Origin of the sequence: Pseudomonas sp. AFG_SD02_1510_Pfu_092, from assembly GCF_003331055.1 — a bacterium.
GTDB lineage: Bacteria > Pseudomonadota > Gammaproteobacteria > Pseudomonadales > Pseudomonadaceae > Aquipseudomonas.
Genome location: NZ_PUQD01000083.1, coordinates 1 through 17,016 on the forward strand (window position 1 = coordinate 1; position 17,016 = coordinate 17,016).

Below are 17,016 nucleotides of genomic sequence, written 5' to 3' on the forward strand. Positions count from 1 at the left end.
CCCCCCCCCCCCCCCCCCCCCCCCCCCCCCCCCCCCCCCCCCCGGGGGGCGCCGGGGGGGGGGGGGGGGGGGGGGGGGGGCCCCCCCGGCGATAGGGCCGGTACAGGCTGGCTTAGAAATCCAGGCTGACCCCCAGGCTGACCCCCTGCTGCGTCAACTCGTCACTTTTGCGCCAGTTGTAGTTGCCGCGCAAATGCACCCCCGCCACCACTTCGTGGCTCACCCCCAGGCTTGCCCTGGTCAGGTCGCTGTGCGGCGTATACCCGGTCAGGGTGAAGTCGTTCGCCGGCAGGCTGGTCAGGTGCATCGTCACATCCTGCTGGTCATCCTCGAACTCATGCTCTTGCGCCACCTCGGCGAACAGCCGGGTACTCGGCAGCACCTGCACACTGCCCAGCAAGCCCACGCCCAAGCGGCGTGATGTGCGTTCCTGGTCATCGAAGCCCAGCGCCGTCGAGCGCCCGCTCTTCTCGTCATAGCCATCGACCTTCACCCGCGCATAGTCGGCGCTGAGGAAGGGCGCCAGCTGCCAGGCGCTGCTCTCGGCCGCCAGGTTGTAGCCCAGCCGCCCCGATACCGCCCAGGCTTCGCCATTGGTATCACCCTTTTCGCTGCGGTCGTTCACGCCCAGGGCAAAGGTGCGCTTGAGGTCGCTGTAGTCCAGGTGCCCGGCGGTCAGCGCCGCATCGGCCCACCAGCGGTCCTGGCGGTATTGGGCGAAGGCGCTGGCCAGGTAGCTCTCCAGCTTGTAGTCCGAGTCCCGTTCGCCGGCGTCCAGCTTCTGCCGGTATACGCCGCCGGCCAGGCCCAGGCGCCAGGCGTCACTCAGGCGGTAGCTGCCGCCCAAGGTCAGGTTGTAGCCCCGGCCGTCGCCGCTGGCCGCGCTGCGTTGGCCGTCGTAATCCAGGTCCTGGGCACCGCTGGCGACAAAGGCTTGCCACTGGCCAACCGCCTGCCAAGGTGTCTGCCACTGGTTGCGCAGTTCGTCCTGATGGGCGCGCACGCTGGCCTGCGCCATCTCCGGCAGCAGGGTCAGTTCCCACGGGGCGGAAAGGATCGAGTAGGCGTAATCGGCGATCAATTGCTGGCCGGCGATGGTCGGGTGCACCGAGTCGTTGAACAGCAGCTTGGTCGGGTCGGGCGTGCTGCCGTTGGCGCCATACAGCGGGTTTTCCACGCAGCCTTCACCGCTGTAGCAGGTGCCGACCAGGTTCTGGCCGCTGGCCAGGCCGAACTGCTCGGGGCTGGCCAATGCCTCGCTCAGCAGCACGGGGATGTTCAGCGGAATGATCTCGGCATCGATTTGCTGCAGTTGGCCGAGCAGCGCCTGGTTGAAGGCAGCGGACAGCTGCGACAGCGGGTTTTGTTGCGGCGTGCCGCTGAAGTTTGGCGTCTGGCCAAGGTCGGGCAGCAGCCAGACCATGATGTAGCGGGCGCCGCCTTGCTGCAGGGCCTGCGCGCTGGCGGCCAGGCGCGAACCGGCGGCCACGGCGTCGGCCGGGCTGTTGACCAGGCCTTGCAGGAAGTCGTTGCCGCCGCCAGTCAGGTAGTACAGCGCGTTGGGGTCGGCACGCAGGCCGTTGGCCAGGTAGCCTGGTTTGTCACGCAGAACCAGCCCGGCCCCAGGGCGCCCTGGCGGGATGATGGTTTCGGATGTGGTGGTGATCGAATCCAGAATCTGCTGGGTGGTATAACCGCCGACTGCCCAGTTGTTGCCGTCAGGCACGCCAAGGATGGGGTTGATCGGCGAAGTGGAGGGGCCAAGCTCGGCCGGGTCCACGCCCAATCGCCCGCCCAGGATCATGGGTGACACGGGGGCATAATTGCCATTGGCATCGCGGTTGGTGAAACGTATGCCGCCAAACTGCCCCGAGTCACTGAGACTGTCGCCGAACACGATCATGCCGGAGTAGGGCGACGATGCCGCGAACGCCTGGCTGCAGGCCAGCGCCAGTGAGGCGAGGGTAAAGCGCAGTAACGGTGCTTTTCGCATCGGTGAACATCCTTTTCTTTGTAGTTATGAAGGATTGCCTGATCGACCTTAGCAAATCGCTGTGCATCCCTTCCAAGTCCATTCGTTTCCCCGTGTTTACAGGCATATTGCGCCCGCCGCCCCGGTAGGCTACTGTGCCGGAACGTATGAGCGAGACCTATCCTGTGTTGATCGTCAGCAAACTCTTGATGCGCGTAATCAAGGCCCACGCCCGTTGGCGTTGGCGCGCCTGACTTTATCTCCTGCCGGCCCGTCCGGCCCGCCCCCGTTTGCCTTCCTGTCTACCGCCCCTTGTGGCCAAGCTGCGCCTGCCGGCTGGAGCAGAAAGGTTCGAATTCTGAAGTCAGTAGATTCAAGAGGTTTAACCCGATGTTACTGATGATCGACAATTACGACTCATTTACTTACAACGTCGTTCAGTACCTGGGTGAGCTGGGTGCCGAGGTCAAGGTCATTCGCAATGACGAAATGACCATCGCCGAGATCGAAGCCCTCAACCCTGAGCGCATCGTCGTTTCCCCCGGCCCGTGCACACCGAGCGAAGCGGGCGTGTCCATCGAGGCCATCCTGCATTTTGCCGGCAAGCTGCCGATCCTTGGCGTGTGCCTGGGTCACCAGTCCATCGGCCAGGCCTTTGGCGGTGACGTGGTACGCGCGCGCCAGGTGATGCATGGCAAGACCAGCCCGGTACATCACCGTGACCTGGGCGTGTTCGCCGGGCTCAACAACCCGCTGACCGTGACCCGCTACCACTCCCTGGTGGTCAAGCGCGAAACCCTGCCCGACTGCCTGGAAGTTACCGCCTGGACCGCCCATGCCGATGGCTCGGTCGACGAAATCATGGGCCTGCGCCACAAGACCCTGAACATCGAAGGGGTGCAGTTCCACCCCGAATCGATCCTCACCGAGCAGGGCCACGAGCTGTTCGCCAACTTCCTCAAGCAGACCGGCGGCCGCCGCTAAGGATCGAACATGGATATCAAGAGCGCGTTGAGCCGGATCGTCGGCCAGCTGGACCTGTCCACCGAAGAAATGCGCGACGTCATGCGCCAGATCATGACCGGCCAGTGCAGCGAAGCGCAGATCGGCGCCTTCCTGATGGGCATGCGCATGAAGAGTGAAAGCATCGACGAGATCGTCGGTGCGGTGTCGGTGATGCGCGAACTGGCCGACAAGGTCGAGTTGCAAAGCCTGGAGGGTGTGGTCGATATCGTCGGTACCGGCGGTGATGGCGCGAACATCTTCAACGTTTCCACCGCTTCGTCGTTCGTCCTGGCGGCGGCGGGCTGCCCGGTGGCCAAGCATGGTAACCGCGCGGTCTCGGGCAAGAGCGGCAGTGCCGACCTGCTGGAAGCCGCCGGCATCTACCTGAACCTGACGCCAACGCAAGTGGCCCGCTGCATCGACAGCCTGGGTATCGGCTTCATGTTCGCGCAAAGCCACCATTCGGCGATGAAACATGCCGCCGGCCCGCGTCGCGACCTGGGGCTGCGTACCCTGTTCAACATGCTCGGCCCGCTTACGAATCCGGCCGGGGTGAAGCACCAGGTGGTCGGTGTGTTCGCCCAGGCCTTGTGCCGCCCGCTGGCCGAGGTGCTGCAGCGCCTGGGCAGCAAGCACGTGCTGGTGGTGCACTCGAAAGACGGCCTGGACGAGTTCAGCCTGGCTGCCCCCACCTTCGTTGCCGAGCTGAAGAACGACGCAATCACCGAGTACTGGGTCGAGCCCGAAGACCTCGGTATGAAGAGCCAGAGCCTGCATGGCCTGGCCGTCGAAAACCCACAGGCGTCGCTGGAGCTGATCCGCGATGCGCTGGGCCGACGCAAGACCGAAAACGGCCAGAAGGCTGCCGAAATGATCGTGCTCAATGCGGGCGCGGCGCTGTATGCCGCTGACCATGCCATGAGCCTGAAGGCCGGTGTGGAACTGGCCCATGACGTACTGCACACCGGGCTGGCCTGGGAGAAGCTGCAGGAACTGGGTGCCTTTACTGCAGTATTCAAGGTGGAGAACGAAGCATGAGTGTGCCGACGGTGCTGGAAAGGATCATTGCCCGCAAGTTCCAGGAAGTGGCCGAGCGCAGCGCGCGTGTCAGCCTCGCCGAACTGGAGCACCTGGCCAAGGCGGCCGATGCCCCGCGTGGCTTTGCCAATGCGCTGATCGAGCAGGCCGGGCGCAAGCAGCCGGCGGTCATTGCCGAAATCAAGAAGGCTTCGCCGAGCAAGGGTGTGATCCGGGAAAACTTCGTCCCGGCAGAAATCGCCGTCAGCTACGAGAAGGGTGGGGCGACCTGCCTGTCGGTGCTGACCGATGTCGATTATTTCCAGGGCGCCGATGAGTACCTGCAGCAGGCCCGCGCGGCGGTTTCGCTGCCGGTGATCCGCAAGGACTTCATGGTCGACCCGTACCAGATCATCGAAGCCCGGGCCTTGGGTGCTGACTGCGTATTGCTGATCGTGTCAGCGCTGGACGATGTGAAGATGGCCGAACTGGCGGCCACCGCCAAGGATGTCGGCCTCGATGTACTGGTTGAAGTGCACGACGGCGATGAGCTGGAACGCGCGTTGAAAACCCTGGATACGCCGCTGGTCGGGGTGAACAACCGCAACCTGCACACCTTCGAGGTCAGCCTGGAAACCACCCTCGACCTGCTGCCGCGTATTCCGCGAGACCGCCTGGCAATTACCGAGAGCGGCATCTTGAACCGGGCCGATGTCGAGCTGATGGCGATCAACGAGGTCTACTCGTTCCTGGTGGGTGAGGCGTTCATGCGCGCCGAGCAGCCCGGGCTCGAGCTGCAGCGGTTGTTCTTCCCGGAACAGGTGAAGAAGACTGTTCAGCAATTGGACTGATCAAGCGAAGCCGGCGTTGTTGCCGGCTTTTTTGTATGCCTGCCATGGCCCTTTCGCATGGTCGCTGCCTTTGGGATGTGTGACATCCCTGTGGGAGCGGGTTCATCCGCGAAGAGGCCGGTGAGAACAACAACATAGGTGGATCAATGACCGATCAACCCCTGGCCCTGACCGTCGAGCAAGGCCTGCACGCCGAGCAGGAGCTGCTGGCCGCCGTCTGCCGCGGCGAACGCGACAGTGGCGTGCTGTTCTGGCGCCCCACCGACCATGCCCTGGTCATGCCCCGGCGCATGAGCCGCCTGGAAAACTTCGAAGCGGCCTGCTCCGAACTGGCCATCGCCGGCTGGCCGGTGCTGCTGCGTGAAACCGGTGGCGAGCCGGTGCCGCAGTCGCATGCCACGGTGAACGTTGCGCTGGTCTATGTCGCCCCTCGCAGCGAAGGCGACCACGGTCGTATCGAAAACGCCTACGAGCGCTTGTGCTTGCCGCTGTGCGAGGTGCTGCGCGAGTGGGGCGGGGTGGCGTCGGTCGGCGAAATCGACGGGGCCTTCTGCGATGGCCGCTATAACGTCAACCTCAATGGTCGCAAACTGGTGGGCACCGCCCAGCGCTGGCGCCAGGGGCTGGGTGGCAAGCGCCCGGTGGTGCTGGTGCACGGGGCGCTATTGCTGGACAACGAACGTGAGTCGATGGTGGCGGCAGTCAACCGCTTCAACGAGTGCTGCGAACTGGAGCAGCGCTGCCGCGCGCAAGCACATATCGCCCTGCACGAAGTGGCGCCCGAGGCGCCCTGGTTCGAGCGCCTGTCGCAGGCCTATGCCAAGGTCCTGGCCGACCTGCCCAGGGACTAGCGGGTACCGTAGACCACCATGGTCTTGCCTTTGACCTGCACCAGGCTGCGCTCCTCGAGGTCCTTGAGGACGCGGCCGACCATTTCCCGGGAGCAGCCGACGATGCGGCCGATTTCCTGGCGGGTGATCTTGATCTGCATGCCGTCGGGGTGGGTCATCGCGTCGGGTTGCTTGCACAGCTCCAACAGGCAGCGGGCGACACGCCCGGTAACGTCGAAGAATGCCAGGTCGCCGACCTTGCGCGTGGTGTTGCGCAGGCGCTGGGCCATCTGGCTGCCCAGGGCGTAGAGGATTTCCGGGTCCTGGCGCGACAGTTCGCGAAACTTCTCGTAACTGATTTCTGCCACTTCGCATTCGGTCTTGGCGCGCACCCAGGCACTGCGCTGTTGATCGCCCTCAGCCGGTTCGAACAGGCCCAGCTCGCCGAAGAAATCGCCACTGTTCAGGTAGGCGATGATCATTTCATGGCCGTCGTCGTCCTCGATCAGGATGGTGACCGAACCCTTGATGATGAACGACAGTGTCTCGGCCCGGTCGCCGGCGCAGATGATGTTGCTTTTGGCGGTATAGCGGCGGCGCTGGCAGTGCACCAGGAGCTTGTCGATGTTCTTGATCTTGGCGGGTAGGGCGGAAGCAACCATCACGAAATCCTGTTCGATACGACGCAGAGGCTTTTTATAGGGCTTGGCTGACGGGGCGCGCCAGTCATTTGGCGCCAGCTTATCAGACACTACAGGATGTTTCGGTACTAAACCGACATGACGCGTACTTTTCCCACAGCCGTACAAGGTCTAAGCTGACACCCTTTTTCGAAAATCAGGAGTCCGGGTAGATGAAGGCACGTATCCAGTGGGCCGGTGAGGCGATGTTCCTTGGTGAATCCGGGAGCGGCCATGTCGTCGTGATGGACGGCCCGCCCGAAGCTGGCGGCCGTAACCTGGGTGTGCGTCCGATGGAAATGCTGTTGCTGGGCCTGGGTGGCTGCAGCAGCTTCGATGTGGTCAGCATCCTGAAGAAGTCGCGCCAGGCGGTGGAAAGCTGCGAGGCGTTTCTCGAGGCGGAACGTGCGAGCGAAGACCCGAAGGTATTCACCAAGATCCACATGAACTTCGTGGTGAAGGGGCGTGGGCTGAAAGAGGCTCAGGTCAAGCGTGCGGTCGAACTGTCGGCGGAGAAGTACTGCTCGGCTTCGATCATGCTCGAGCGTGCCGGGGTCGAGATTACCCACGGCTATGAAATCGTAGAGCTGGGTTAAACCTGAGACTTTGGGGCTGCCTTGCAGCCCATCGCCGGCAAGCCAGCTCCCACAGGGACGGCAGATCCGAGCTTCACGCTGGGCTTGTGGGAGCCAGCTCCCACAGGGACGGCAGATCCGAGTTTCACGCTGGGCTTGTGGGAGCCAGCTCCCAAAGGGACGGCGCAGATCCGAGTTTCACGCTGGGCTTGTGGGAGCCAGCTCCCACAGGGACGGCGCAGATCCGAGTTTCACGCTGGACTTGTGGGAGCCAGCTCCCAAAGGGACGGCGCAGATCCGAGTTTCACGCTGGGCTTGTGGGAGCCAGCTCCCAAAGGGACGGCGCAGATCCGAGTTTCACGCTGGACTTGTGGGAGCTGGCTTGCCGGCGATGGGGCGCGGAGCGGCCCCGACAATTTCAGCTGCGAAGCGCCGGCAGCGCAGCCTGCAACCACCGTGGCAAGCACCCACGCATCACCTGGCTCAACCGCTCCCGCCGCTTCTGATAAACCAGCCCCAGCCCAATGACCCCGAGCCCGATCAAGGTTACCACCAGCGGGAACAACAGCGACTCGGCAAACACCTCGTACGACAGGTACCCCAGGTAAGCCGCCACACCCAACCCGCCGAACACCATGAACACTGGCCGGCGCAGCAGCACCGCCATGCCCATCAGGGCAATGTTGATCAGGCAGTACAGGGCCTTGCCCAGCTCGCTGCCGCTGTCCATCAGCGTCAGCCCACCCCAGAATGCCGCCAACCCGGCCAGGTAACCCCAGCGGGCGTAATCGTCGCGGGTGCGTCCGTCCACCACCAGGAACAGCAACAGCATCCCCAGCCCGAACCACAGCGAAACCTCCCGGCGTTGTTCCCAGCTGAACGGTGAGCCGAACAACCATTCGCTCAGGTCCATCGACATGAACCACAAGGCCACCGCAATCGGCATGACGATGAACGGGTAGTGGATCAGCCGCAGCATCAGCAAGCCGGCAACTACCGTGGCCGCCTCCATTGCCAGCCAGCCGCCCTGTATGTAGGTGTAGTACTGGTGATAGTCAGTCTGCACATCATCCAGCGGCCACCAGCCGGCCAGCCGTTCGATGGCAAACACCGCCAGTGGCACGATGCTGACCGCGACCGCCGCCAGGACCCCGGCCGGGACGGGCTGGGCGCGCCGTTGCAGGCTCATGGCAAACAGTGTGAGCAACAGGATATAGAGGCTGGCGATGGTCAGCAGCGCCCAGTCGCCAATGCGCATCCAGGCTTCGGTGAGCAGCCAGCCCATGGCCGCCATGATCAGCAAGGCGCCGAAGTAGAACGCGACATGGGCCAGCTGGAAGCTGCCGCGCTGTGCCGGCTGGCGGCGCAGGAAGGTCAGCAGCGCCTGGTCCTGGCCCGGTTGGAGAATGCCGGCTTGCACGGCGCGCGCCAGGTCCTTGGCGTCGAAGCGGTCCGTCATGGTCATGCCTTCAGATACGGTAGGTGCTTTTGGTCATGACTTTGGCCAACAGGCTCATGCCAAAGCGAACCGGGGCGGGGAAGCGATAGCCACCGGCTTCCAGGGCGGAATCGGCGTGCTGCTCTTCGTCGATACGCATCTGTTCGAGAATGGCCCGGGACTTTTCGTCTTCCTGCGGAATTTGCGCCAGGTGCTCGTCGAGGTGCTTGCACACCTGGTGCTCGGTGGCGGCGACGAAACCCAGGCTGACTTTGTCGCTGACCAGCCCGGCCAGTGCGCCAATGCCGAACGACATGCCGTAGAACAACGGGTTGAGCACGCTGGGGTGGCTGTTCAGCTGGCGGATACGCTGCTCGCACCAGGCCAGGTGGTCCACTTCTTCCTCGGCGGCGTGCTCCATGGCCTTGCGTACTTCCGGCAGCTTGGCGGTCAGGGCCTGGCCTTGGTACAGCGCCTGGGCGCAGACTTCACCGGTGTGGTTGATACGCATCAGCCCGGCCACATGGCGCGCCTGCTGTTCGTCCAGGTCGACGTCCGGCTGGACGATCGCCGGCGAGGGGCGGGCGGGTTGACCGCTGAAGGGGAGCAAGGTGCGCATGGCGGTATCGGCCTGCAGCAACAAGCGGTCGAGCGGCGAGTAGTGACGTTCGGTAGCCATCGGGCACCTCCGCAAGAATGTGCCCGACAGTTTACCGCAATAGTGGCAGGGTCGCTTGCCGTGGATCAGCCCGGAGGCCAATGCATCTGGCGCTGGCCAAGCACGTGCATGTGGATGTGGTACACGGTCTGGCCGCCTTGCTCGTTGCAGTTCATGACCACGCGGAAGCCATCCTCGCAGCCAAGTTCCTTGGCCAGGCGCTGGGCGGTGAACAGGATGTGACCCGCAAGGCCCTTGTCTTCTTCGGTCAGGTCATTGAGGGTGCGGATGTGCTTTTTCGGGATGACCAGAAAATGCACCGGCGCCTGGGGGGCGATATCGTGGAACGCCAGAACCTGGTCGTCTTCGTAGATGATCTTCGCCGGGATCTCCCGGTTGATGATCTTGATGAATAAATCGTCCACAACACTTGCTCCATGGTGAGGGTCGGGCCGAGTGTACTCAGCCGGGCGCCGCTCGCCCAGTGGCTATTCCATACCGACCGGGCAGTAGCGGCGGTGGATGACCCCGGCCAGCTTGCGCAGCAACCAGCGCGGCAGCAGACGCGGGGCAAACGCCAGCCAGCGGTTGCGCCGGCCCGGCAGGATCAGCGCGCGGTTCTTGTCCAGCGCGCGCACGGTGTACAGCGCCACTTCTTCAGGGCTGAGGCAGCGCGGCTTGCCATCCAGCCGTGGAATGCGCCGGCGCGAGGAACGCACCGGGCCGGGGCACAGCACCGAAACCTTGATGCCGGTGCGCTTTAGTTCTTCGCGCAGGGCTTGGGAAAAACTCAGCACATAGGCTTTGCTGGCTGCATAGGCGGCCATCCACGGGCCAGGCGCCACCCCGGCCAGGCCGGCGACGTTGAGGATCTGCCCGCCGCCCTGCACCGCCATCAGGTTGCCGATGGCGTGGCACAGGCGGCTCAGGGCCAGCACGTTGACCTCCAGCAGGTCCTGCTCGTCGGCCCACTCATGGGCCAGGAATGGGCCGTAGGTGCGCAGGCCGGCACAATTGACCAGCAGGTCGATGCGCCGTTCGCCTTCTTCCAGCTCCAGCACGAAGCCTGACAGGCGCAGCGGCTGGCTGAGGTCGCAGGCACGGAACAGCACCTCGACACCGAAGCGCTGGGTCAGCTCGATGGCTACCGGCTCCAGCGTCTCGCGCTGGCGTGCCACCAGGATCAGATTGCGCCCGCGCCGCGCCAGCGCTTCCGCCAGGGCCAGGCCCAGGCCGCTGGAAGCACCAGTGATCATGGCGTAACGGGTCATGCAAGGCTCCTGGGGGCTGAAGAGGGCGCCTAGTGTACAGCTTGGCCGGGCCAGGTGTTGCGTTTTGCTAAGAGGCGCCGGTGCCCAGGGCCTGGCAGCGTTCCAAGGCTTCCCGGTACTCCTTGTCCAGGCCGGCGCCGAGCAACCGCGCGGGGTGGCGTTGTCAGAACGGTTTGACCACCACAAGAATCACGATACCCAACAGGAACAGCACGGGCACTTCGTTGAACCAGCGATAGTAGACGTGGCTGCGGGTATTGTTGCCGCTGGCGAAGCGTTTGCGCTGGGCGCCGCACATGTGATGGTAGACGGTCAGCAAGATGACCAGTGTCAGCTTGGCATGCAGCCAGCCCTGGCTGAGCCAGCCCGGGGTGAGGTAGAGCATCCATCCACCGAACACGTAGGTGGCGATCATCGCCGGGTTCATGATGCCGCGGAACAGCTTGCGCTCCATGGTCACGAAGCGTTCCTGGCTGATGCTGTCCTCGCTCTGGGCGTGGTAGACGAACAGCCGTGGCAGGTAGAACAGGCCGGCGAACCAGCAGACCACGCTGACGATGTGCAGCGCTTTGATCCATAGGTAAAGCATGGGGAAGTTCCTTCAGGTATTCACGGTCGTCAGATAGTAGTGGTCAAGCGCCCGAAGGGTCACCCGAAGAGTTGTTACAGGCGCCTTGCACCCCTATTATCGTGCGCTTTCCAGACGGCTCGTTGATAAGGGGCAAGCGTTATGATCAAGGTCGGTATCGTCGGCGGCACGGGTTACACCGGCGTCGAACTGTTGCGTCTGCTGGCACAGCATCCACAGGCCGAAGTGGCGGTCATCACTTCGCGCTCCGAGGCGGGCGTTGCGGTGGCGGACATGTACCCGAACCTGCGCGGCCACTATGACGGGCTGGCATTCAGCGTGCCAGACAGCAAGACCCTGGCGGCCTGCGATGTGGTGTTCTTCGCCACCCCGCACGGGGTTGCCCACGCACTGGCCGGCGAATTGCTGGCGGCCGGTACCAAGGTGATCGACCTGTCGGCCGACTTCCGCTTGCAGGACGCCACCGAGTGGGGCAAATGGTACGGTCAGCCGCACGGTGCGCCAGAACTGCTCAAGGATGCGGTCTACGGCCTGCCTGAAGTCAACCGCGAGAAAATTCGCCAGGCGCGCCTGATCGCCGTGCCGGGTTGCTACCCGACCGCCACCCAGCTGGGCTTCTTGCCGCTGCTGGAAGCCGGCCTGGCCGACCCAGCGCGGCTGATCGCCGACTGCAAGTCGGGTGTCAGCGGCGCTGGCCGTGGCGCGGCGGTAGGTTCGCTGTTCTGCGAAGCCGGCGAAAGCATGAAGGCCTACTCCGTGAAGGGCCATCGCCACCTGCCAGAAATCAGCCAGGGTCTGCGCCTGGCCGCCGGCAAGGATGTCGGCCTGACCTTCGTACCGCACCTGACGCCGATGATCCGTGGCATCCATGCCACCCTGTACGCGACCGTCGCCGATACCTCGGTCGACCTGCAGGCGCTGTTCGAGAAGCGTTACGCCGATGAGCCGTTCGTCGATGTGATGCCTGCCGGCAGCCACCCGGAAACCCGCAGTGTGCGTGGCGCCAACGTCTGCCGCATTGCCGTTCATCGGCCGCAGGGCGGTGACCTGGTGGTGGTGCTGTCGGTGATCGACAACCTCGTCAAGGGCGCGTCCGGCCAGGCGGTGCAGAACCTCAACATCCTGTTCGGCCTGGACGAGCGCATGGGCCTGTCCCATGCCGGCTTGCTGCCGTAAGCAGCCAGCGTTGAAAGAGGCCCGCGTCGTGCGGGCCTTTTTGCAGGTCGCGACTAAAGCCGCACAATTCTTGACCGATTTTCTCGGGAAAGCGGATAATGCGCGTCATCGAGTTTTATGGCGGCTACTGCGCCGGGAGAATCAACATGAGCGTCGAAACCTTCACCCCCACGGCTTTGGAATTCACCCACGGCGCTGCGCAAAAGGTGAAGAACCTGGTTTCCGAGGAAGGCAATGATCGTCTGAAGCTGCGTGTGTTCGTCACCGGCGGCGGCTGCTCGGGCTTCCAGTATGGCTTTACCTTCGATGAAGATGTGGCCGAAGACGACACCATCGTCGAACGCGAAGGTGTTTCGCTGGTGGTCGACCCGATGAGCTTCCAGTACCTGGCCGGCGCCGAAGTGGACTACCAGGAAGGCCTGGAGGGCTCGCGCTTCGTGATCAAGAACCCGAACGCGGCGACCACCTGCGGTTGCGGTTCCTCGTTCTCGATCTGAGGTTTGGCCTTACGCAAACGCCGCGCAATTGCGCGGCGTTTTGCTTTCCGGCGTAGTGCTCAGGCCGGGTAGATCGCGCCGAGAATCCGCAGGCCCTTGGCCGCTGTCACGCTTGGGCGGTTGGCGGCGATGCCTTCCAGGCAACAGTGGGCCAGCCAGGCGAAGGCCATGGCTTCAACCCAGTCCGGGTCCACGCCATGCGCGCCGGTGCTGGCGACGCGGGCGCCGGGCAGCAACTGGCCGAGCCGCGCCATCAGTGCGCCGTTGCGCGCACCACCACCGCAGACCAGCAGTGCTTCGGTGCCTTGCTGGGCGTTGCTTAGCGAATCGATGATGCTGCGTGCGGTCAGCTCCAGCAATGTCGCCTGCACATCCTCGTCGCGGTAAGCGGGCAGGCGGGCCAGGTGACCCTCCAGCCAGAGCAGGTTGAACACCTCGCGACCGGTGCTTTTCGGGCCGCTGCTGGCGAAGAACGGGTCGGCCAGCAGTGCGTCCAGCAACTCGGCCTGTACGGCGCCCGAAGCTGCCCAGGCACCGTTCGCATCATAGGCCTGGCCACGCTTGCGCTCGATCCAGGCATCCAGCAGCACGTTGCCCGGGCCGCAGTCGAAGCCGCGGACCGGTTTGTCGTGCTCGATCAGGCTGAGGTTGCTGAAACCGCCCACGTTGAGGATGGCCAGGTGCTGGCCGAGGTGGCTGAACAGCGTTTCGTGGAAGGCCGGTACCAGTGGCGCGCCTTGGCCTCCGGCCGCGACATCCCGACGGCGGAAGTCGGCGACCACGCTGATACCGGTAAGCTCGGCCAGCAGCGCCGGGTTGCCGATCTGCACGGTAAAACCGCGTGCCGGTTCATGGCGGATGGTTTGGCCGTGGCTACCGATGGCGTGGATGGCGTCGGCCTGCAGCCCTAGACTGGCCAGCAGTTGGTGGATGCCTTCGGCTGCCAGGCTGGCCCAGCGGTTTTCTGCCAGTGCCGCGCGGGCGATCTCGTCCGGGCCGCTGCTGCACAGGCTCAGCAGTTGCTGACGCAGGTCGCCGGGCATGGGCAGGTAGTGGGTGGCGAGCAGTTCGAGCTGCTCGCCTTGCTCGATCAAGGCGATGTCCAGGCCATCGAGGCTGGTGCCGGACATCACCCCCAGGTAAAGGGCCATGGGCTTAGCGCTTGTTCGCTGCGAGCAGGGTGGCCTTTTCCTGATCCATACGCGCGACCAGGGGTTGGCTCTGCTGCAGGAAACGCTGGCGTTCGTTGCGAGCGATCGGGTCGGCCATCGGGACTTTCTGGCTCAGCGGATCGACATGAACCCCGTTGACCTGGAACTCGTAGTGCAGGTGCGGACCGGTGGACAGGCCGGTGGTGCCGATGTAACCGATGATCTGGCCTTGCTTGACCGAGCTGCCGGTCTTGATGCCTTTGGCAAAGCCCTGCATGTGCCCGTACAAGGTTTTGTAGCGATTGCCGTGCTGGATGATCACGGTATTGCCGTAGCCACCACGGCGCCCGGCCAGTTCGATACGGCCGTCACCGGCCGCCTTGATTGGCGTGCCACGTGGGGCGGCGTAGTCGACGCCTTTGTGAGCGCGGATCTTGTTCAGGATCGGGTGCTTGCGACCGGCCGAAAAGCGCGAGCTGATGCGGGCAAAGTCAACCGGAGTACGGATGAAGGCCTTGCGCAGGCTGTTGCCGTCGGCAGTGTAGTAGCTGGTGTTGCCCTGTTTGTTGGTATAGCGCACGGCGGTGTAGGTCTTGCCGCGGTTGGTGAAACGCGCCGACAGGATATTGCCGGTGCCGACGACCTTGCCATCCATCACCTTCTGCTCGTACACCACATCGAATTCATCGCCAGGGCGAATATCCTGGGCGAAATCGATGTCGTAGCCCAGCACGCGCGCCATGTCCATGGTCATGCTGTGGGACAGGCCGGCGCGCTGGGCGGAGGCCGACAGCGAACTTTTGATCACGCCGTGGGCGTAGGCAGTACGCACTACCGGCTTGCTGATTTCGCGGTTGAAGGTGTAGCCCTTGTCGGTTTTGGTCAGGCGAATGGTCTCGAGGTTGCTGACCTTGCTGTGCAGGCTGGCCAACTGGCCGTCCTTGTCGAGCTCGAACTGCAGCACCTGGCCGTGCTTGAGCTGGCTGAACTGCTTGGCCTGCTTGTTGCTGGCCAGCAGGTCGTGCACCGCATTGTTCGGCAGGCCGACCTTGGCGAACAGGGTGGACAGGGTATCGCCACGGGCCACGGTGACTTCGCGGTGGCCGGGCTCCTTGGCGGCTTCGACGACCGGTTCGGCGGCAGGAGCTTGCTGCTCGGCCTTCTGGGTCTCGGGCGCGGCGTCTTCTATCTGGGCGAACGGCGAGCCTTGCTCACCTTCTGCCTGCACCAGAGGCGCAGCGCGGGATTCGTCCTTCAACTGCTCGGCCGGGCTCTCCAGTTCGAGGTTGAGGGTGGTTTTCTTGGCTTCCACTTCGCTGGAAGGGAACACCAGCAAGGCCAGGCTGAGCAGGGCGGCGATGCCGCTGGCGGCCAACAGATGGCTCTTCGGATAAAGCGGGGGCGCTTTAGGCGGTTCGTTGGTCATGGGCACGGTGACTTTGAAAAAGTGAAATGGAAAAGATGAATGACATGATGAAGATGAAATAACTGTATAAAATATAACCAAATCCATTTTCACGCAAGGGCGCGTAGACGCCACAAGCCGGCGTTCGGGTCACATTCCTTTGCGAAACTTGTAATTGACGGCCGATCTTGTATGGTTGGCTCCCCCTGAATCTGAGCCTTGCGGGTTTGTCTATGAAGTCGGTTGAAGAGCAGCTGGCGCTTATCAAGCGCGGTGCGGAAGAAGTACTGGTCGAGTCGGAACTGGTGGAGAAGCTCAAGCGCGGCCAGCCTCTGCGCATCAAGGCCGGCTTCGACCCGACCGCCCCTGACCTGCACCTTGGGCACACGGTGCTGATCAACAAGCTGCGCCAGTTCCAGGACTTGGGGCACCAGGTCATTTTCCTGATCGGCGACTTCACCGGCATGATCGGTGACCCGAGCGGCAAGAGCGCCACGCGTCCGCCGCTGACCCGCGAGCAGGTGCTGGACAACGCCGAGACCTACAAGCAGCAGGTGTTCAAGATTCTCGACCCGGCCAAGACCGAGGTCGCGTTCAACTCCACCTGGATGGACAAACTGACCCCGGCCGACTTCATTCGCCTGGCGTCGCAGTACACCGTGGCGCGCATGCTCGAGCGCGACGACTTCGACAAGCGCTACACCACCAATCAGCCGATCGCCATCCACGAGTTCCTGTACCCGTTGGTGCAGGGCTATGACTCGGTCGCGTTGAAGGCGGATGTCGAGCTGGGCGGTACCGACCAGAAGTTCAACCTGCTGATGGGGCGTGAACTGCAACGTGCCTACGGTCAAGAGGCACAGAACATCGTGACCATGCCGCTGCTCGAAGGGCTCGACGGCGTGAAGAAGATGTCCAAGTCGCTGGGTAACTATGTCGGGATCCAGGAGGCGCCGGGGGTGATGTACAGCAAGCTGGTGTCGATTCCGGATACCCTGATGTGGCGTTACTTCGAGCTGCTGAGCTTCCGTTCGATGGACGAAATCGAACAGTTCCGTGCCGATGTGGCCAAGGGCGCCAACCCGCGCGACATCAAGATCAAGCTGGCGGAAGAGATCGTTGCGCGCTTCCATGGTGAAGAGGCTGCGGCCAATGCTCACCGTGCGGCGGGTAACCGCATGAAGGAAGGTGAGCTGCCGGAAGACCTGCCGGAAGTTGAAGTGGCTGCGGCGGAAGACCTGCCTATCGCTGCTGTATTGAATCGGGCTGGTCTGGTGAAGAACTCGGCACAGGCGCGTGATCTGCTGAGTGGCGGAGCGGTCAAGGTCGATGGTGCGGTGGTCGATCGCGATTTCGTGTTTGCGCTGGGCGCGACGCATGTGTGCCAGGCCGGTAAGAAGTCGTTCGCGCGGGTCACCCTGAAGGCTGAGTGATTGCCGTTGGCGTAGCTATATAGAAGCGGGGAGGCCGGCAGGCCTCCCCGCTTTGTTTTTCAGTGATATGAAGGTTTATTGAAATTAAAGATTGACGGGCTTTCGAATCGCCTTATAATGCGCCCCACTTCCAGCGACATCGGAACGACAAACTCCTTGAAATTCAAAGAGTTAAGTAGTTCAGAAGCAGTTGGAAGGGCTACGATCGAATGATCGCCAGCGGTTGAGATGATGGTTGACAGCGCTTCTAAACGCTGTATGATTCGCCTCCCGCTACGAGAGATCGCAGCGAGTCAAGTGTTTGAAGCTAAACGAGTTTCTCGCAAAAAACTTCAAAATAAACGCTTGACAGCAAATGAGGAAAGCGTAGAATGCGCGCCTCGGTTGAGACGAAAAGCTCTTAACCAACCGCTCTTTAACAAATCGAATCAAGCAATTCGTGTGGGTGCTTGTGAGTACGGACTGATA

The 17,016-nt window shown here is 63.1% G+C and carries 18 protein-coding genes; 9 read left to right on the forward strand and 9 right to left on the reverse strand.

Annotated features, from left to right (window positions below):
* Positions 1 to 112: 112 nt before the first annotated feature.
* Complete coding sequence (gene estP, locus C6A77_RS23445; protein WP_114171756.1) at positions 113 to 1,993, reverse strand: esterase EstP; 1,881 nt, start codon at positions 1,991 to 1,993, stop codon at positions 113 to 115.
* A gap of 369 nt (positions 1,994 to 2,362) precedes the next feature.
* Between estP and C6A77_RS23450 the strand changes: the two genes are divergently transcribed.
* The 4 genes from C6A77_RS23450 (at position 2,363) to C6A77_RS23465 (ending at position 5,696) form a co-directional block, all read left to right on the forward strand.
* Positions 2,363 to 2,956 (forward strand): aminodeoxychorismate/anthranilate synthase component II, encoded by a 594-nt coding sequence (locus tag C6A77_RS23450; protein ID WP_114171757.1) that lies wholly within the window; start codon positions 2,363 to 2,365, stop codon positions 2,954 to 2,956.
* Between the two features lie 9 nt (positions 2,957 to 2,965).
* The gene (gene trpD / locus C6A77_RS23455) at positions 2,966 to 4,015 is read left to right on the forward strand and encodes an anthranilate phosphoribosyltransferase (RefSeq protein ID WP_114171758.1); all 1,050 of its coding nucleotides are present in this window, start codon (positions 2,966 to 2,968) and stop codon (positions 4,013 to 4,015) included.
* A complete protein-coding gene (trpC, locus tag C6A77_RS23460) occupies positions 4,012 to 4,845 on the forward strand; it encodes an indole-3-glycerol phosphate synthase TrpC (protein WP_114171759.1) in 834 nt (277 codons plus the stop codon). Before trpD ends, trpC begins: the two co-directional genes overlap by 4 nt.
* A 146-nt stretch (positions 4,846 to 4,991) precedes the next feature.
* Complete coding sequence (locus tag C6A77_RS23465) at positions 4,992 to 5,696, forward strand: lipoate--protein ligase family protein (RefSeq protein WP_114171760.1); 705 nt, start codon at positions 4,992 to 4,994, stop codon at positions 5,694 to 5,696.
* Here the strand turns inward: C6A77_RS23465 and crp are convergent.
* Positions 5,693 to 6,337: a cAMP-activated global transcriptional regulator CRP gene (gene crp, locus C6A77_RS23470; RefSeq protein WP_114171761.1), complete on the reverse strand. Its 645-nt coding sequence runs from the start codon at positions 6,335 to 6,337 to the stop codon at positions 5,693 to 5,695. The genes C6A77_RS23465 and crp overlap by 4 nt on opposite strands.
* A 191-nt stretch (positions 6,338 to 6,528) precedes the next feature.
* Here crp and C6A77_RS23475 point away from each other — a divergent pair, with 191 nt between their 5' ends.
* Positions 6,529 to 6,951, forward strand: coding sequence for an OsmC family protein (locus tag C6A77_RS23475; protein WP_004376171.1), 423 nt, complete (start codon positions 6,529 to 6,531; stop codon positions 6,949 to 6,951).
* A gap of 397 nt (positions 6,952 to 7,348) precedes the next feature.
* Here C6A77_RS23475 and C6A77_RS23480 read toward each other — a convergent pair whose 3' ends face one another.
* From C6A77_RS23480 to hemJ, 5 genes are all read right to left on the reverse strand, one after another.
* Positions 7,349 to 8,389, reverse strand: coding sequence for a DUF2157 domain-containing protein (locus C6A77_RS23480; RefSeq protein ID WP_114171762.1), 1,041 nt, complete (start codon positions 8,387 to 8,389; stop codon positions 7,349 to 7,351).
* 10 nt (positions 8,390 to 8,399) lie between these two features.
* Positions 8,400 to 9,047, reverse strand: coding sequence for a 2-polyprenyl-3-methyl-6-methoxy-1,4-benzoquinone monooxygenase (coq7, locus tag C6A77_RS23485; RefSeq protein ID WP_114171763.1), 648 nt, complete (start codon positions 9,045 to 9,047; stop codon positions 8,400 to 8,402).
* A gap of 65 nt (positions 9,048 to 9,112) precedes the next feature.
* Positions 9,113 to 9,451, reverse strand: coding sequence for a histidine triad nucleotide-binding protein (locus tag C6A77_RS23490; RefSeq protein WP_012316537.1), 339 nt, complete (start codon positions 9,449 to 9,451; stop codon positions 9,113 to 9,115).
* Between the two features lie 63 nt (positions 9,452 to 9,514).
* Entirely contained in the window at positions 9,515 to 10,297 is a 783-nt protein-coding gene (locus C6A77_RS23495) for an SDR family oxidoreductase (RefSeq protein WP_114171764.1), read from the reverse strand.
* 163 nt (positions 10,298 to 10,460) lie between these two features.
* Positions 10,461 to 10,886, reverse strand: a complete 426-nt coding sequence (gene hemJ, locus C6A77_RS23500; protein ID WP_114171765.1) for a protoporphyrinogen oxidase HemJ — start codon at positions 10,884 to 10,886, stop codon at positions 10,461 to 10,463.
* A gap of 141 nt (positions 10,887 to 11,027) precedes the next feature.
* Here hemJ and argC point away from each other — a divergent pair, with 141 nt between their 5' ends.
* Both argC and erpA read left to right on the forward strand, forming a co-directional pair.
* Positions 11,028 to 12,062: an N-acetyl-gamma-glutamyl-phosphate reductase gene (gene argC / locus C6A77_RS23505; protein WP_114171766.1), complete on the forward strand. Its 1,035-nt coding sequence runs from the start codon at positions 11,028 to 11,030 to the stop codon at positions 12,060 to 12,062.
* A 146-nt stretch (positions 12,063 to 12,208) separates the two neighbouring features.
* Positions 12,209 to 12,559, forward strand: a complete 351-nt coding sequence (gene erpA, locus C6A77_RS23510) for an iron-sulfur cluster insertion protein ErpA (RefSeq protein WP_015268740.1) — start codon at positions 12,209 to 12,211, stop codon at positions 12,557 to 12,559.
* Positions 12,560 to 12,618: 59 nt separating this feature from the next.
* Here the strand turns inward: erpA and C6A77_RS23515 are convergent, their stop codons facing one another.
* Together C6A77_RS23515 and C6A77_RS23520 are read right to left on the reverse strand one after the other, a co-directional pair.
* Positions 12,619 to 13,710, reverse strand: coding sequence for an anhydro-N-acetylmuramic acid kinase (locus C6A77_RS23515; RefSeq protein WP_114171767.1), 1,092 nt, complete (start codon positions 13,708 to 13,710; stop codon positions 12,619 to 12,621).
* Positions 13,711 to 13,714: 4 nt separating this feature from the next.
* Positions 13,715 to 15,136, reverse strand: a complete 1,422-nt coding sequence (locus C6A77_RS23520; protein ID WP_114171768.1) for a peptidoglycan DD-metalloendopeptidase family protein — start codon at positions 15,134 to 15,136, stop codon at positions 13,715 to 13,717.
* A gap of 212 nt (positions 15,137 to 15,348) precedes the next feature.
* Between C6A77_RS23520 and tyrS the strand changes: the two genes are divergently transcribed.
* Positions 15,349 to 16,548, forward strand: coding sequence for a tyrosine--tRNA ligase (gene tyrS, locus C6A77_RS23525; RefSeq protein WP_114171769.1), 1,200 nt, complete (start codon positions 15,349 to 15,351; stop codon positions 16,546 to 16,548).
* Between the two features lie 228 nt (positions 16,549 to 16,776).
* On the forward strand, positions 16,777 to 17,016 hold a 240-nt coding region (locus C6A77_RS25815; protein WP_206605924.1), incomplete at its 3' end, for a hypothetical protein.